Source organism: Pseudomonas sp. NFR02 (genome assembly GCF_900119375.1).
GTDB lineage: Bacteria > Pseudomonadota > Gammaproteobacteria > Pseudomonadales > Pseudomonadaceae > Aquipseudomonas > Aquipseudomonas paracarnis.
On sequence record NZ_FPJJ01000002.1, the window covers coordinates 895,357 to 910,908 of the forward strand.

Annotated in this window: 13 protein-coding genes; 9 read left to right on the forward strand and 4 right to left on the reverse strand. The window is 59.8% G+C overall.

The features are described from left to right. The first annotated feature begins 103 nt into the window (after positions 1–103). The 7 genes from BT199_RS09900 to BT199_RS09935 all read left to right on the forward strand — a co-directional run bounded on the left by BT199_RS09900 (position 104) and on the right by BT199_RS09935 (position 8,927). Positions 104–541: a hypothetical protein gene (locus tag BT199_RS09900; protein ID WP_019818247.1), complete on the forward strand. Its 438-nt coding sequence runs from the start codon at positions 104–106 to the stop codon at positions 539–541. A 486-nt stretch (positions 542–1,027) separates the two neighbouring features. Beyond that, positions 1,028–3,175, forward strand: a complete 2,148-nt coding sequence (gene fadB, locus BT199_RS09905) for a fatty acid oxidation complex subunit alpha FadB (protein ID WP_005786151.1) — start codon at positions 1,028–1,030, stop codon at positions 3,173–3,175. 29 nt (positions 3,176–3,204) lie between these two features. Beyond that, complete coding sequence (fadA, locus tag BT199_RS09910) at positions 3,205–4,380, forward strand: acetyl-CoA C-acyltransferase FadA (RefSeq protein WP_003189650.1); 1,176 nt, start codon at positions 3,205–3,207, stop codon at positions 4,378–4,380. Between the two features lie 98 nt (positions 4,381–4,478). Next, positions 4,479–4,715, forward strand: coding sequence for a DUF1653 domain-containing protein (locus BT199_RS09915; RefSeq protein WP_003189651.1), 237 nt, complete (start codon positions 4,479–4,481; stop codon positions 4,713–4,715). A 114-nt stretch (positions 4,716–4,829) separates the two neighbouring features. Further along, positions 4,830–7,451, forward strand: coding sequence for a type I DNA topoisomerase (gene topA, locus BT199_RS09920; protein WP_003189652.1), 2,622 nt, complete (start codon positions 4,830–4,832; stop codon positions 7,449–7,451). Between the two features lie 191 nt (positions 7,452–7,642). Further along, on the forward strand, positions 7,643–8,164 hold the full coding sequence (locus tag BT199_RS09925) for a DUF6586 family protein (RefSeq protein WP_003189653.1): 522 nt from the start codon (positions 7,643–7,645) through the stop codon (positions 8,162–8,164). 529 nt (positions 8,165–8,693) lie between these two features. Continuing rightward, a complete protein-coding gene (locus BT199_RS09935; RefSeq protein WP_014717511.1) occupies positions 8,694–8,927 on the forward strand; it encodes a hypothetical protein in 234 nt (77 codons plus the stop codon). 36 nt (positions 8,928–8,963) lie between these two features. Here BT199_RS09935 and sulA read toward each other — a convergent pair whose 3' ends face one another. Then, positions 8,964–9,437, reverse strand: a complete 474-nt coding sequence (sulA, locus tag BT199_RS09940; RefSeq protein ID WP_005786162.1) for an SOS-induced cell division inhibitor SulA — start codon at positions 9,435–9,437, stop codon at positions 8,964–8,966. A gap of 10 nt (positions 9,438–9,447) precedes the next feature. After that, the gene (lexA, locus tag BT199_RS09945; protein ID WP_003172575.1) at positions 9,448–10,056 is read right to left on the reverse strand and encodes a transcriptional repressor LexA; all 609 of its coding nucleotides are present in this window, start codon (positions 10,054–10,056) and stop codon (positions 9,448–9,450) included. Positions 10,057–10,319: 263 nt separating this feature from the next. On the opposite strand from lexA, the gene BT199_RS09950 reads away from it, so the two are divergent. Then, positions 10,320–11,027, forward strand: a complete 708-nt coding sequence (locus BT199_RS09950; RefSeq protein WP_072434379.1) for a TetR/AcrR family transcriptional regulator — start codon at positions 10,320–10,322, stop codon at positions 11,025–11,027. A 148-nt stretch (positions 11,028–11,175) separates the two neighbouring features. Next, positions 11,176–12,174 carry a beta-N-acetylhexosaminidase gene (gene nagZ, locus BT199_RS09955; RefSeq protein ID WP_175556206.1) on the forward strand — a complete coding sequence of 333 codons (999 nt, stop codon included), beginning with the start codon at positions 11,176–11,178 and terminating at the stop codon, positions 12,172–12,174. Positions 12,175–12,275: 101 nt separating this feature from the next. Here nagZ and BT199_RS09960 read toward each other — a convergent pair whose 3' ends face one another. Together BT199_RS09960 and BT199_RS09965 are read right to left on the reverse strand one after the other, a co-directional pair. After that, positions 12,276–14,966, reverse strand: coding sequence for a DEAD/DEAH box helicase (locus BT199_RS09960; protein ID WP_060767238.1), 2,691 nt, complete (start codon positions 14,964–14,966; stop codon positions 12,276–12,278). A 9-nt stretch (positions 14,967–14,975) separates the two neighbouring features. After that, on the reverse strand, positions 14,976–15,542 hold the full coding sequence (locus BT199_RS09965) for a CsiV family protein (protein ID WP_072434381.1): 567 nt from the start codon (positions 15,540–15,542) through the stop codon (positions 14,976–14,978). Positions 15,543–15,552 lie beyond the last annotated feature (10 nt).

A 15,552-nucleotide genomic window follows, 5' to 3' on the forward strand; every position in this document is an offset into this window, starting at 1 on the left:
GGCGTTCCTCCAGAGGACTGCAATAAGTTCAGTATGGCTGCTTTCAAGCGGATGGGGTTGCCGCAGATCAAATCCGCTCATCTAGAAATTCGGGAGTACACATATGACGGTCTGGATAGTGGTGTCAATCCTTGCGGTGGTTTTGAGCCCCCTGGTATGGCTGCGACCTTCGCGCCAGCAGAGTGGGCGTATGGCCCTGCGCATGGAGGCACGCCGCATCGGCCTGGCCATGCAGTTGGCGCCTCAGGAATGGCCGCACTGGCTCAAGCAGGAGCCGCCGAGCCCCTGTGCGCAGTATTGCCGGCCACGACGCGGCAGCGCGCCCGCAACGTGGAGCTACTGGCAGCTGGAGCCGGGGCTATGGGTCAATCAGTGGCGTGAACCCTGTGTGGATGAGAAGTTGTTGCCGCATTTTGCAACGCTGCCGGCAAACGTCTATAAGGTCGAGGCCGACAAACAGATGATTGCTCTGTATTGGGGCGAAAAGGGCGACGCAAGCGTGCTGAAAGATATTGATACGCTGCTCAAGGCCCTGGCCTGACCCAAGCTCTGTAGGAGCGAGCCAGCTCGCTCCTACAGGAAAGCCAGGCAATAAAAAGCCCGACATCATCATCGGGCTGGAGGTGGCCAGGCAGGCCGGTAAATCTGCACATTGCCGCTAGCCTAGTCGTGTATTGCTTTCTGTACAGCCTTTTCCCACATCCTTTCCATTATTGATCCTGTGAATATTTGAATATTGACGGGTGGCGAGCCTATGGGCCGGGTTCTGAAATGACTGGAAAGTCGCGTTTTTCCTAGCCTTTGGAGCGATTGACAATTGCTCGGAATTGGATGAAGGTGGCGTACCCAAATCAAACGGGCGTATGAATTGAGCGTTTGCCTGTCAGACGACTCATACAAAACCCGACTATCGCACTGGCGGGTGTGCCTGGCGGATTGGCGTGAGCATTGATTCAACTGTCAATGTCAAACCAGAGACCAGCGTCCAGTGTGTACTGTTCAGCTTCCATATCGTGGAGATCAGTTGATGATTTACGAAGGTAAAGCCATCACGGTTAAGGCTCTTGAAAGTGGCATCGTCGAACTCAAATTCGACCTCAAGGGTGAGTCCGTCAACAAGTTCAACCGTCTAACCCTGAACGAACTGCGTCAGGCCGTAGACACCATCAAAGCAGATGCTTCGGTCAAGGGCGTGATCGTCTCCAGCGGCAAGGACGTGTTTATCGTCGGCGCTGACATCACCGAATTCGTCGACAACTTCAAGCTGCCCGATGCCGAGCTGGTGGCTGGCAACCTCGAAGCCAACAAGATCTTCAGCGATTTCGAAGACCTCAACGTGCCGACTGTTGCTGCCATCAACGGCATCGCGTTGGGCGGCGGCCTGGAAATGTGCCTGGCGGCAGACTTCCGTGTCATGTCCGCGACGGCCAAGATCGGCCTGCCGGAAGTCAAGCTGGGTATCTACCCAGGCTTTGGCGGTACCGTGCGCCTGCCGCGCCTGATCGGTGCCGACAACGCGATCGAATGGATCGCCGCCGGCAAGGAAAACAAGGCTGAAGACGCGCTGAAAGTCGGTGCCGTCGACGCTGTGGTGGCCCCCGACAAACTGGCCGAAGCCGCGCTGAACCTGATCAAAGGCGCCATCAGCGGCGAATTTGACTACAAGGCCAAGCGTCAGCCGAAGCTGGAAAAACTTAAGCTCAACGCCATCGAACAGATGATGTCGTTCGAAACCGCCAAAGGTTTCGTGGCAGGCCAGGCCGGCCCGAACTACCCGGCGCCGGTTGAAGCGATCAAGACCATCCAGAAGGCCGCGAACTTTGGTCGCGACAAAGCCCTGGAAGTGGAAGCGGCAGGCTTCGTCAAACTGGCGAAAACCTCGGCGGCCCAGAGCCTGATCGGCCTGTTCCTGAACGATCAGGAACTGAAGAAAAAGGCCAAGGCCTACGACGAAATCGCCAAGGACGTGAAACAGGCCGCCGTACTCGGCGCCGGTATCATGGGCGGCGGTATCGCCTATCAATCGGCGTCCAAAGGCACGCCGATCCTGATGAAAGATATCAACGAGCACGGTATCGAACAGGGCCTGGCCGAAGCGGCCAAGCTGCTGGTGGGCCGCGTTGATAAAGGTCGCATGACCGCTGCAAAAATGGCTGAAGTGCTCAACGGCATTCGTCCTACGCTGTCCTACGGTGATTTCGGCCACGTCGACCTGGTGGTCGAAGCGGTTGTCGAAAACCCGAAGGTCAAGCAGGCGGTACTGGCTGAAGTGGAAGCCCAGGTCAAAGATGACACCATCCTGGCTTCTAACACCTCGACCATTTCCATCTCGCTGTTGGCCAAGGCCCTCAAGCGTCCGGAAAACTTCGTCGGCATGCACTTCTTCAACCCGGTGCACATGATGCCGCTGGTAGAAGTGATCCGTGGCGAGAAGTCCAGCGAGCTGGCCGTTGCCACCACCGTTGCCTACGCCAAGAAAATGGGCAAGAACCCGATCGTCGTCAACGATTGCCCGGGCTTCTTGGTCAACCGCGTGCTGTTCCCGTACTTTGGCGGTTTCGCCAAGCTGGTCAGCGCCGGTGTGGACTTCGTGCGCATCGACAAGGTCATGGAGAAGTTCGGCTGGCCCATGGGCCCGGCGTACCTGATGGACGTGGTCGGTATCGACACCGGCCACCACGGTCGCGACGTCATGGCTGAAGGCTTCCCGGACCGCATGAAAGACGACCGCCGCTCGGCGATCGACGCGCTGTACGAGGCCAAGCGCCTGGGCCAGAAGAATGGCAAGGGCTTCTACGCCTACGAGGCCGACAAGAAGGGCAAGCAGAAGAAAGTGGCCGACCCGTCGGTGCACGAAGTGCTCGCTCCGGTCATCTACGAACAGCGTGAGGTGTCCGACGAAGACATCATCAACTGGATGATGATCGCCCTGTGCCTGGAAACCGTGCGTTGCCTGGAAGACGGCATCGTTGAAACCGCCGCCGAAGCCGATATGGGCCTGGTGTACGGTATTGGTTTCCCTCCATTCCGTGGTGGCGCGTTGCGTTACATCGATTCGATCGGTGTGGCCGAGTTCGTTGCCCTGGCTGACAAATACGCTGATTTGGGCCCGCTGTACCACCCGACCGCGAAGCTGCGTGAAATGGCCAAGAATGGCCAGAGCTTCTTCGGTTAAGCGCCCAATCGACTAGAGCGAGAATATTTATGAGCTTGAATCCAAGAGACGTCGTGATTGTCGACTTCGGTCGTACGCCGATGGGCCGCTCCAAGGGCGGCATGCACCGCAACACCCGCGCCGAAGACATGTCGGCGCACCTGATCAGCAAAGTGCTGGAGCGCAACACCAAGGTCGACCCGAACGAAGTCGAGGATGTGATCTGGGGCTGCGTCAACCAGACCCTGGAGCAGGGCTGGAACATCGCGCGCATGGCGTCGTTGATGACCCAGATCCCGCACACTGCGGCCGGCCAGACCGTCAGCCGTCTGTGTGGTTCGTCGATGAGCGCGCTGCACACCGCTGCGCAAGCGATCATGACCGGCAACGGCGATGTGTTCGTGGTCGGCGGCGTGGAGCACATGGGCCACGTCAGCATGATGCACGGCGTCGATCCTAACCCGCACATGTCCCTCTACGCGGCGAAAGCCTCGGGCATGATGGGCCTTACCGCGGAAATGCTTGGCAAAATGCACGGCATCACCCGTGAAGCCCAAGACGCCTTCGGCCTGCGCTCCCACCAGCTCGCCCACAAGGCGACGGTGGAAGGCAAGTTCAAGGATGAAATCATCCCGATGAACGGCTACGACGAGAATGGTTTCCTGAAACTGTTCGACTACGACGAAACCATTCGTCCGGACACTACCCTGGAAAGCCTGGCGGCCCTCAAGCCAGCCTTCAATCCAAAGGGCGGCACCGTGACAGCCGGTACTTCCTCGCAAATCACCGATGGTGCTTCGTGCATGATCGTGATGTCGGCGCAGCGTGCCCAGGACCTGGGTATCCAGCCGCTGGCCGTGATTCGTTCGATGGCAGTGGCGGGTGTGGATCCGGCGATCATGGGCTATGGTCCAGTACCGGCCACACAGAAAGCCTTGAAGCGCGCAGGCCTTTCCATCTCCGATATCGACTTCTTCGAGCTCAACGAAGCTTTCGCCGCACAGGCCTTGCCAGTGCTGAAAGATTTGAAAGTACTCGACAAGATGAACGAGAAGGTTAACCTGCACGGCGGTGCGATTGCCCTGGGCCACCCATTCGGTTGCTCCGGTGCGCGTATCTCTGGCACTTTGCTTAACGTGATGAAGCAAAATGGCGGCAACCTTGGGGTTGCTACCATGTGCATTGGTCTCGGCCAAGGCATCTCTACCGTCTTCGAACGCGTCTAAACGTTCGGTTGACGGAAGCCGGGGCCCAGTGCCCCGGTTTTTGTTTTTTGGAACTTTTAAATATTTTTTTTCAACAAATTTCGCATGAGGGCCAGAGCATGAAAGTCGAACCAGGGCTCTACCAGCATTACAAGGGGCCGCAGTACCGTGTTTTCAGCGTGGCGCGCCACTCTGAAACCGAAGAAGAAGTGGTGTTTTACCAAGCACTGTATGGCGAATACGGCTTTTGGGTACGCCCTTTGAGCATGTTCCTGGAGACCGTCGAAGTTGACGGCGAGCAGGTCCCACGCTTTGCTTTGGTCACGGCCGAACCCAGTCTTTTTACAGGGCAATAACGGCAGGTCGCGCAGAATGCTGCGCTTGACCTCATCCGGTTGCCACTATATATAGCGTTGCCGCGTCAGGCGCCAACTGCCTTTCACTTCTCGAATTCAGGAATTTTCCGATCCATGGGCAAATCGCTGGTCATTGTGGAATCCCCGGCTAAGGCCAAGACCATCAACAAGTACTTGGGCAACGAGTACGTGGTGAAGTCGAGTATCGGCCATATCCGAGACCTGCCCACCAGCGGTTCGGCTAGCGCCAGCAAGGAGCCTGCCGCCAAGCGCGGCAAGGCCGCCGCGGGCGAAGGTCCGGTACTCACGCCTAAAGAAAAAGCGCGCAAGCAACTGGTTTCGCGCATGGGTGTGGACCCGGACCATGGCTGGAAGGCCAAGTACGAAATCCTTCCGGGCAAGGAAAAGGTCATCGAAGAGCTGCGCCGGCTCGCCAAAGATGCTGACACCATCTATCTCGCGACGGACTTGGACCGCGAAGGGGAAGCCATTGCCTGGCACCTGCGCGAAGCCATCGGCGGTGATGACAGCCGCTACAAGCGCGTGGTGTTCAACGAAATCACCAAGAAAGCCATCCAGGAAGCCTTCTCCAAGCCGGGCGAGTTGGACATCGACCGTGTCAACGCCCAGCAGGCCCGTCGCTTCCTCGACCGCGTCGTCGGCTACATGGTCTCGCCACTGCTGTGGGCGAAGATCGCCCGTGGCCTGTCCGCCGGCCGTGTGCAATCGGTAGCGGTCAAGCTGGTGGTTGAGCGTGAGCGCGAGATCCGTGCGTTCATCCCTGAAGAATACTGGGAAGTCCACGCCGACCTCGGCACTGCCAAGGGCGCCAATGTGCGCTTTGAAGTGGCCCGTGAAAAAGGCGAAGCCTTCAAGCCGCTGAACGAAGCCCAGGCCATGGCCGCGCTGGAGAAGCTCAAGGCCTCCAGCTACAGCATCGTCAAGCGTGAAGACAAACCGACCAGCAGCAAGCCGTCGGCGCCGTTCATCACCTCCACCCTGCAACAGGCCGCGAGCAACCGTTTGGGCTTCGGGGTGAAGAAGACCATGATGATGGCCCAGCGTCTGTATGAGGCTGGCTACATCACGTATATGCGTACGGACTCCACCAACCTGTCGCAAGACGCGGTGGCGATGGCGCGTACCTATATTGAAAGCGAATTCGGCAAGACCTACCTGCCGGAGAAGCCGAACGTCTACAGCAGTAAGGAAGGCGCACAAGAGGCACACGAAGCGATTCGTCCTTCCGACGCCAACACCACGCCTGCCAAGCTGAGCGGCATGGAGCGCGACGCTGAGCGCCTCTACGAGCTGATCTGGCGCCAGTTCCTGGCTTGCCAGATGCTGCCGGCGCAATACCTGTCTACTACCGTCAGCGTGGGCGCGGGCGATTTCGAGCTGCGTGCCAAGGGCCGTATCCTCAAGTTCGATGGCTACACCCGTGTGATGCCGCAGATCGCCAAGCCTGGCGATGATGATGTGCTGCCGGACATGGCCCAGGGCGACACGCTGAAGCTGATCAAGCTCGACCCGTCCCAGCACTTCACCAAGCCGCCGGCGCGTTATTCCGAAGCCAGCCTGGTGAAAGAGATGGAGAAGCGCGGTATCGGTCGTCCGTCGACCTACGCGGCAATCATCTCCACCATCCAGGACCGTGGCTACGTTGCGCTGCATAACCGTCGTTTCTATTCGGAAAAGATGGGTGACATCGTCACCGAGCGTCTGTCGGAGAGTTTCTCCAACTTGATGGATTACGGCTTCACTGCCGGCATGGAAGAGAACCTCGATGACGTGGCCCAGGGCGAACGCGACTGGAAAAACGTGCTGGATGAGTTCTACGGCGACTTCAAGAAAAAGCTTGAAGTGGCCGAGAACCCCGAGAACGGGATGCGCGCCAACCAGCCGGTGATGACGGATATTCCGTGCACTACCTGCGGTCGACCGATGCAGATTCGTACCGCCTCCACCGGCGTGTTCCTCGGTTGCTCGGGCTACAGCCTGCCGCCCAAAGAGCGCTGCAAGGCGACCGTCAACCTGGTGCCGGGCGATGAAATCGCGGCTGACGACGAGGGTGAGTCCGAGTCGCTGGTGCTGCGTGGCAAGCACCGCTGCCCGATCTGCAGCACGGCGATGGACGCCTACCTGCTGGACGAGAAGCACAAGCTGCACATCTGTGGTAACAACCCGGATTGCAACGGCTACGAGATCGAAGAGGGCACCTATCGCATCAAGGGCTATGAAGGCCCGAGCCTGGAATGCGACAAGTGCGGCAGCGAGATGCAGCTCAAGACTGGCCGTTTCGGCAAGTTCTTCGGGTGCACCAACCCAACCTGCAAGAACACCCGAAAGCTGCTGAAAAGCGGTGATGCGGCGCCGCCGAAGATGGACCCGGTGAAGATGCCTGAGCTCAAGTGCGAGAAGGTCAACGACACCTACATCCTGCGTGACGGCGCTTCGGGGCTGTTCCTGGCTGCGAGCCAGTTCCCGAAAAACCGCGAGACCCGTGCACCACTGGTGATGGAGATCGTGCCGCACAAGGACGAGATCGATCCGAAGTACCACTTCCTGTGTGAAGCGCCGAAAAAGGACCCGGATGGTCGCCCAGCCGTGATCCGTTACAGCCGCAAGACCAAGGAGCAGTACGTGCAGACCGAAGTGGACGGCAAGCCTACTGGCTGGAAAGCGTTCTACGACGGCGGCAAGTGGAAGGTCGAGGACAAGCGCCAGGGCGCTTGATCCGCTAGTCTGTTAACGCCAAAAGCCGTCTGTATAGACGGCTTTTGCTTACTGTAGGAGCGAGCTTGCTCGCGAAGATCGTTAACGAAAACGCGGGAAACCTGGCACCCTGCGGTGCCTGGAAGTTTTTCGCGAGCAAGCTCGCTCCTACACAGCCAGCATCACGCCTATTCGTTGTGGAGATTGCCGTCATGGCCAACGAACTCTATACCCGTACCAATCAGAAAATTTACTTCGCGGGTTTATCCCTGGAGGCCCTTGGCCGTGCCGAGGAAGGGAAAGAGATGAACGCCATCGCGCTGGTACAGGCGGGGCGCGAAGCGGCGTTGTTCCACCTGTACGGTGCCTTGCTGGGGCTGTGCCATGAGATCGCCGGGTTCTACCGCCTACCCCAGGCCGGTGCGCCGCGTGCAGAAATGATCATGAATCGTGAAGTGCTGGATTCAATGGCGATCCCCGAGTTGGCCGAACTGGTGGAAATGGCCCAAAGCCCCGACAGTTGGGTGGCACGGCTGCTCAAAGCCCATGCGGATATGTTTCAACCGCCGCGTATTCCCCATGTGCCCAAAGGTGATGTCACCCAGCCGCTGATCGTCGCCGTGGCCTTGGAGCAGGATGAGCCTAAGCCTTTGAGCCGTGAGGAGTTGGAAGGCTGGCGCCAGGAGCTGAAAAAGATGGCGCTGCGTTTTCGTGAAGGGCTCAACGAGTGCTGAAGGGGTTGCACTAAGCAAATGTGGAAGCTGGCTTGCCTGCGATGACGGCCTGCCAGCCGACACCTATCGATCTGATGCCCCGCGTTCAACCTGTGGGAGCTGGCTTGCCTGCGATGGCGGCCTGACAGGCGACCCTGTTATACCGAGTACATATTCATTCCTGCGGCAACGGCCACTTAGGGCTCCGCCTGACGGCGGGTCACTGTGGAAAGCCGGAATGCCAGCGTGGTTTAACGGGGCGCCTGAGATCAAGATCAAAAGCAGATCAAAAGCTACTCGCTTCGCATCGTGGTTACCGTTGGCTGCTTTAGCCTGCAAAGTTGTATAGGTACTTATGCTGCGATAGCGGTGGGTTAGTTTGCTGATTATGCGCTGATACTCCGCCATCGCAGGCAAGCCAGCTCCCACATAGAGACGCGTGTTCCCTAGGGCGCCATTCATCACACCGTAAACAAACCTGTCCATATCCCCTGCGAGGCTGGGTGGATGACTGATATAATCCCAGGCCTTTCGTGGAGAACAGACTTTTATGCCAACGTCCTTTCTGGAAATTGTTGAACTGCCTGACGGCCGAATCGAACTGCGCCGGGCGGAGGACGAGGGTTCTCTGGTTATTCTGGATTTCTCCGAAGACGCCAAGGTCTTCCTGCAAGGCCAGCACGTCGAAGTGGCTAAAGCCATGTTGAGCGTGGGCGTGCAGATGGCAGGTCGCCTTGCTGAAGGCGAGCCGGAGAAAGATGAAGGGCCGCGCGTTCTTCACTGAGTCCTTTGTGACGGCTGCTTCTGTGGCGCGCCATCATTACCCCAATCGAATATTCAAACTCTGTGCATCACCCGTGCGCGCAGCACTGATCAGTTGCTGCTTGGCGCTGGCATTCAGCGGGTTCAACCAGCTCACCACCGTATGGCTGCGGCCCAGGCGCAAGGCTTCGCAGGTTAGCTGCTGGGCACTTTGCGCGCCGCGTGGTTGCAGCAACAGGATACGCTCACGGTTGAGCCCAGCGTCCCGCAGCCAGGCCTGGGTGAGGCTGGCGGGCGGGGCGATCAGTGTCAGCCAGCGGGCGTCCTGATCTTCGCTCAATTCGCGCAGGATAGGTGCCAGCAGGTTCAGGCAGCTCTCAGCCGCACCGCGCAACGACAGTTCACTGAACGCCTCAGGTTCGCCGCCCCAGGGGGCTTCGACCGTTTCCTTGAGGATTGGCGCAAGGGGCTGGGCCATGAAGGCCTCGAACAGCGACAGTTGTGTATGTTGTGGGGTGTGCACGAGCTGCATGATGCCTCCTTTAGCGGCGAATGACGCCGACACTCAAGCCTTCGATCACCAGGTCCTGGTCTTTCAGGTTGACTTCGATCGGGGCAAACTCAGGGTTTTCGGCCAGGAGCCAGACCTTGCTGCCTTCGCGCTTGAAGCGTTTGACCGTGACCTCGTCGCCGATACGGGCCACGACGATCTGGCCATTGCGGGCTTCGCGGGTGGTATGCACGGCCAGCAGGTCGCCGTCGAAGATGCCCACGTCCTTCATGCTCATGCCGTGCACACGCAACAGGTAGTCGGCGCGAGGGTGGAAGAAGGTCGGGTTGATGTTGCAGGATTCCTCGACGTGCTGCTGCGCCAGGATCGGCGCACCTGCGGCGACGCGACCGATGATCGGCAATGTCGACTCGTCGGCCTTGGCTTCGAAGCCAGGGATGCGAATACCTCGCGAAGCACCCGGGGTCATCTCGATCGCACCTTTGCGAGCGAGGGCCTTGAGGTGTTCCTCGGCGGCGTTCGGGGACTTGAACCCCAGTTCCAGGGCAATCTCCGCACGGGTAGGCGGGTAACCATTGTCATCAAGGCAGCGCTTGATAAAAGCCAGAATCTCAGCTTGGCGTGGCGTCAGTTTTAGCATGTTGATCGCTCTGTCTTTTTATACAGTGACTGGGATTATATACAGTGAACTGCGCTTGGCAATCATCCTTTTTAGTGGCCCCGCTGGACGGTCATCCATCAGCCGTCCTACAGAGCAGAAGCGGCGCTGCCTACACAGCTGCAAGGATGTGATTAAATAGCGACGAATCAGATGACTGACCAGCCGCAAAGCGGACCCGCAGGCTTGACAAGACACACTCTGAAACGTATGTTTCAAACAAGTGTTTGTCAGGCGGAGTAGCCATGGCCCAGTCGGAAACCGTTGAACGCATTCTCGATGCTGCCGAGCAATTGTTCGCGGAAAAAGGATTTGCTGAAACTTCATTGCGCCTGATCACCAGCAAGGCTGGGGTCAACCTGGCCGCTGTGAATTACCACTTCGGCTCGAAAAAGGCCCTGATCCAGGCGGTGTTCTCACGCTTTCTGGGCCCGTTCTGCACAAGCCTCGACCGTGAGCTGGAACGCCGCCAGGCCAAGGCCGATCACAAGCCGAGCCTGGAAGAGCTGCTGGAAATCCTCGTGGAGCAAGCCTTGGTCGTGCAGCCTCGCAGCGGCAACGACCTGTCGATCTTCATGCGCCTGCTGGGCCTGGCGTTCAGCCAGAGCCAGGGCCACTTGCGCCGCTACCTGGAAGACATGTACGGCAAGGTGTTCCGCCGCTATATGCTGTTGGTCAACGAAGCGGCCCCGCGTATTCCACCTATCGAGCTGTTCTGGCGTGTGCATTTCATGCTCGGTGCCGCAGCTTTCAGCATGTCGGGTATCAAGGCGCTGCGGGCAATTGCCGAGACCGATTTCGGTGTGAACACGTCCATCGAGCAAGTCATGCGCCTGATGGTGCCGTTCCTTGCCGCTGGCATGCGCGCCGAAACCGGCGTCAGCGACCCTGCCATGGCCGCCGCCCAGTTGCGCCCACGCAGCAAAGCCGTACCGGTCGCCGCCAAGGTTTGATCGCTGCGGGTGGGCGCGGCCGCTTGCATCCGCTAAGCTAGCCGCCATGCCGATTTTCAGCTATTTATTCGCAACCCGTCGTCCTTGCCGTGCCTGGCAAGGACGACGGGTTGTGTGCGTTATTTAAGGAAGGTTTATGACTGCTGCCCTGCAAGGTTCTTTGATGGTCGACGTCGCCGGTACCTGGCTCACGGCCGAGGATCGTCATCTGTTGCGCCAACCGGAAGTGGGCGGCCTGATTATTTTTGCGCGCAATATCGAGCACCCGCGCCAGGTTCGCGAGTTGAGCGCCGCGATTCGTGCAGTGCGCCCGGACTTGCTGTTGGCCGTGGACCAGGAGGGCGGTCGCGTGCAGCGTCTGCGCCAAGGCTTCGTGCGCCTGCCGGCCATGCGTGCGCTGGCGGATAACCCCAACGCTGAATACCTGGCCGAACAGTGCGGCTGGATCATGGCCACCGAGGTGCTGGCGGTGGGCCTGGACCTGAGTTTTGCCCCCGTGCTGGACCTCGACTACCAGCGCAGCGCCGTGGTCGGCACCCGTGCTTTCGAAGGCGACCCCGAGCGCGCTGCCGTGCTCGCGGGTGCCTTTATCCGTGGCATGAACAGCGCCGGCATGGCCGCCACCGGCAAGCACTTCCCTGGCCATGGTTGGGCCGAGGCCGATTCCCACGTCGCCATTCCCAATGATGAACGCAGCCTGGAGCAGATTCGCGCCAATGACCTGGTGCCTTTCGCACGCCTGAGCAAGCAATTGGCCGCCGTGATGCCGGCGCACGTCATCTACCCGCAGGTCGATGCCCAGCCTGCAGGTTTTTCGCGTCGCTGGTTGCAGGATATCCTGCGCGGTGAGTTGCAGTTTGACGGGGTAATCTTCAGCGATGACCTGTCCATGGCCGGCGCCCATGTGGTCGGCGATGCGGCCAGCCGTATCGAAGCGGCGCTGACCGCCGGTTGTGACATGGGCTTGGTGTGCAATGACCGTGCGGCGGCCGAGCTGGCGCTGAGTGCAGCACAGCGGATGAAGGTCACGCCATCGGCGCGGATTGCGCGTATGCGTGGGCAGGCGGTTGCCTCGACGGACTATAGGCAGGACCCGCGTTGGCTGACAGCGCTTACTGCGTTGCGCGATGCGCAGTTGATCGACTGAAAACCGAAGCGCGGCCATCGCAGGCAAGCCAGCTCCCACATTTTGATTTGTGAATACAGTCAGGTGTGGGAGCGGGCTTGCTCGCGAAGGCGGCCGAACAGTCAGCGCTTTTCTTGCTTATTGGGCAACGGCGCAAACAACGCTTCAATCTCCTCATTGCCCAACTGCCAATCCCCCGTGGTTCGCCCATCCAGCACGCCCGCAGCCAGATCGGACTTCTCCTTCTGCAAGTGCTGGATTTTCTCCTCTACCGTGCCCCGGGCAATCATCTTGTACACGAACACCGGCTTTTCCTGCCCGATGCGGTATGCACGGTCGGTGGCCTGGTTTTCCGTGGCTGGGTTCCACCAGGGGTCGTAGTGGATAACCGTGTCGGCTTCGGTCAGGTTCAAGCCCACGCCGCCAGCCTTCAGACTGATTAAAAAGATCTGCAACTTACCGCTCTGGAAATCCTTCACCGGTGTACGTCGATCCCGGGTCTGGCCGGTCAGCAGGGCGTAGGCAATGCCGCGCTTTTTCAGTTCGGCCTCGATCAGGCTCAGCATCGAGGTGAACTGTGAGAACAGCAGGATCCGGCGGCCTTCGGCAAACAGCTCGTCGAGCATGTCCATCAGGCTGTCGAGCTTGCCCGAGCTGCTGCCACGGGCGGGCAGGGTGGCGTCGTTGACAAGGCGCAAGTCGCAGCACACCTGGCGCAGTTTGAGCAGGGCTTCGAGGATGATGATCTGGCTGCGGGCCACGCCCTTGCGGGTGATCTCGTCGCGGACCTTTTTATCCATGGCCAGGCGCATGGTTTCGTACACGTCGCGCTGGGCCTCGTTGAGGTCGACCCAGTGGATGATTTCGGTTTTGGGTGGCAGTTCGGTTGCCACTTGTTCCTTGGTGCGGCGGAGCAGGAAGGGTTTGATCCGACCGTTGAGGTGCTGCAATCGCACATCGCTGGCACGCTTTTCAATGGGCACGCGGTAATCACGGTTGAAGCTCTTCACGTCGCCCAGCCAACCCGGCAACAGGAAGTGGAACAGCGACCACAGCTCACCCAGGTGGTTTTCCAATGGAGTGCCGCTCAGGCACAGGCGCTGGCGTGCATTCAGCTCGCGTGCGGCCTGGGCCGCCTTGCTGGACGGGTTCTTGATGTACTGCGCTTCATCCAGGATCAAGACGTGCAAGGGCAGGGCGGCGAGCTGTTCAATGTCCTTGGGCAGCAGGGCGTAGGTGGTCAGCAGCAGGTCGTAGTCATTCAGGTTGGCGAAATGTTTCTTACGCCCCGCGCCATAAAGTGCCTGCACTCTCAACTGCGGGGTGAAGTGCGCGGCTTCATCGAGCCAGTTCGGAATCAGGCTGGTAGGCATCACGACCATGCACGGCCGATCAAGGCGCCCTGCGTTTTTTTCGGTGAGGATGTGCGCCAGGGTCTGCAAGGTTTTGCCCAGGCCCATGTCATCCGCAAGTATCCCACCCACCTCCAGTTGGCGCAGCGACTGCATCCAGCTCAGACCTTCCAGCTGGTAGGGGCGCAAGGTCGCATTCAGGCCTTCGGGCGCCACGCAGGTGAAATCCTTGATATCGCGCAGGCGCTGGGCGAAGTTGCGGATCTTCTCGCCGCCTTCCCATTGCAGTGGCAGGTCTTCCAGCGGGTTGAGGCGTATGGCGTCGGCCTTGGCCAGGCGCAGCGCGGTGGTGCCGGCTTCCTGCAGGTAAAACTCGCCGAGGGTCGCCAGCACCGGCTTCAAGCGGCCGTAGGGCAGCGCCACTTGCAGCGGGCCGTGGCCGTTGGGCAGGCCGGGGATGTTCACCAGGATCAGCTCTTCATCGCGGCGCCGCGCCAGTTTCTCCGGGTTGAGGATCTCGGTGTGGGAGCGCATCAGGTTCAGCAGGATCGGCAGCAGGCTCAAACGTTCGCCGTTGACGATGATGCCCAGCTCCAGGTCGAACCAATCGCGTTCCGGCCCTTCATCGACCGTGGCATACCAGTCATCGACGGGGCTGAGATCAAAGCCGAAGTCTTCATCGATCTGCAGCTCCCAGCCCTCGGCACGCAAAGTGGGCGACACATTGAGGGTGAAGTTCAGCCAGGCACTGTCATTGACCATTTCGAAGAGCTCGCCGGCGCTTTCCGGCAGGGCCTTGCTCTGGCGCGTGGCGATCTTGAAGCCAAGCAGGCGCAGGTGTTCGCGATAGGCCTGTTCTTGCTCGGGATGGCGCTTGATCCGCAGGCTCTGCGTCTCTTGGCGCACAATGATGTCAGCATTTTTTTGCCCGCTGACATAGTTGCCCAGGTAGTTGAACGACAACGCCGCACGGTGCTGGATATAGCGCTGCATCTTGCCGTTGCGCGGTTCGAACGCGCTGAACTCCACGCTGGCCAGCCACAGGCGTGGCACCGGTTGCACGTCGTCCATCACCACTTGCGGCAGGACCACGCGGTTATCGAGCACCGCCTGGAGCTTCTCCAGCAGCTGCGCATCCTGAGCCGCTGCCGGGTAGGCCAGGGTTTCCTGGACCTTGAGCAGCACCGCCGCGATGTGTTTGCAGTTGGTGTGCACCGGGCACGTGCAGCGGCTGTCCACCAAGATCAGCAGGCCCTTGGCCGATTCGCGCAGTGAGATGGTCTGGCGGTAAACATTACCGCCCGAGCCTTCGCAACTGGCGGTGATGGTGCTGTCGCCGCACTCGACGATGCGCACGCGGTTCTCCAGGGCATAGCGCCGCCCGCGCTCGAGGCTTTGCTCTTTGAAGCGATTGGCCCACGAAGGGGCCAGGGGTTTGGTCAACGACGACGTCAGGGGCATGGCGCGCAATCAGTCCTGAAGGTCGGGCGGTGGTGCGCTGGGTGGCTTGGCGGTCAGCGAGGTGATCTTGATCAGCAGCGCCAGGTGGCCGCCGTCCAGGTAGTTGAGCTGGTTGTTCTTGGTGCGCACGTCTTTCTGACTCAAGTGTTCGCTGGCGATCACGCTGCCGTTGCCGTCGAACTGGTTGATCCAGAAATCCGCGTCGATATCGGTAAAGCGCCCCAGTTGCAGGCTCAACACCCCTTCGATAGGGAACTGACCGAATTGCTCCTGGCCGTCGGTGATCGCCACCTTCACCGCTTGCTCGCCCAGGTTCTGTTCCCAGGCCTTGTGGGCGAGCACCGTGTAGTTGGTGTCGGCGCGCAGCTTGTCGACGATATTGCCCAGGCGCGGCGGGCTCATCCGCTCACCCAGGCGCGGCGCGCCCGCATCCCAGTTTTCCGGGGCGGCGCGGCTGTTGATCACTGGTTCTGCATTCTGGCGCACCAGGATCATTTCCACCTGATACAGGCTGTCGGCAAAGGCTGAAGGTGCGAGTACCACCAACAACAGGCTCAAAATGCGGAACACGCGCATGGGGGCGTCC

Excerpts from the sequence above, each read along its gene's own strand:
- BT199_RS09900 (WP_019818247.1), top strand. The coding sequence starts at position 104 with ATGACGGTCTGGATAGTGGTGTCAATCCTTGCGGTGGTTTTGAGCCCC.
- fadB (WP_005786151.1), top strand. The coding sequence starts at position 1,028 with ATGATTTACGAAGGTAAAGCCATCACGGTTAAGGCTCTTGAAAGTGGC.
- fadA (WP_003189650.1), top strand. The coding sequence starts at position 3,205 with ATGAGCTTGAATCCAAGAGACGTCGTGATTGTCGACTTCGGTCGTACG.
- BT199_RS09915 (WP_003189651.1), top strand. The coding sequence starts at position 4,479 with ATGAAAGTCGAACCAGGGCTCTACCAGCATTACAAGGGGCCGCAGTAC.
- topA (WP_003189652.1), top strand. The coding sequence starts at position 4,830 with ATGGGCAAATCGCTGGTCATTGTGGAATCCCCGGCTAAGGCCAAGACC.
- BT199_RS09925 (WP_003189653.1), top strand. The coding sequence starts at position 7,643 with ATGGCCAACGAACTCTATACCCGTACCAATCAGAAAATTTACTTCGCG.
- BT199_RS09935 (WP_014717511.1), top strand. The coding sequence starts at position 8,694 with ATGCCAACGTCCTTTCTGGAAATTGTTGAACTGCCTGACGGCCGAATC.
- sulA (WP_005786162.1), bottom strand. The coding sequence starts at position 9,437 with ATGCAGCTCGTGCACACCCCACAACATACACAACTGTCGCTGTTCGAG.
- lexA (WP_003172575.1), bottom strand. The coding sequence starts at position 10,056 with ATGCTAAAACTGACGCCACGCCAAGCTGAGATTCTGGCTTTTATCAAG.
- BT199_RS09950 (WP_072434379.1), top strand. The coding sequence starts at position 10,320 with ATGGCCCAGTCGGAAACCGTTGAACGCATTCTCGATGCTGCCGAGCAA.
- BT199_RS09960 (WP_060767238.1), bottom strand. The coding sequence starts at position 14,966 with ATGCCCCTGACGTCGTCGTTGACCAAACCCCTGGCCCCTTCGTGGGCC.
- BT199_RS09965 (WP_072434381.1), bottom strand. The coding sequence starts at position 15,542 with ATGCGCGTGTTCCGCATTTTGAGCCTGTTGTTGGTGGTACTCGCACCT.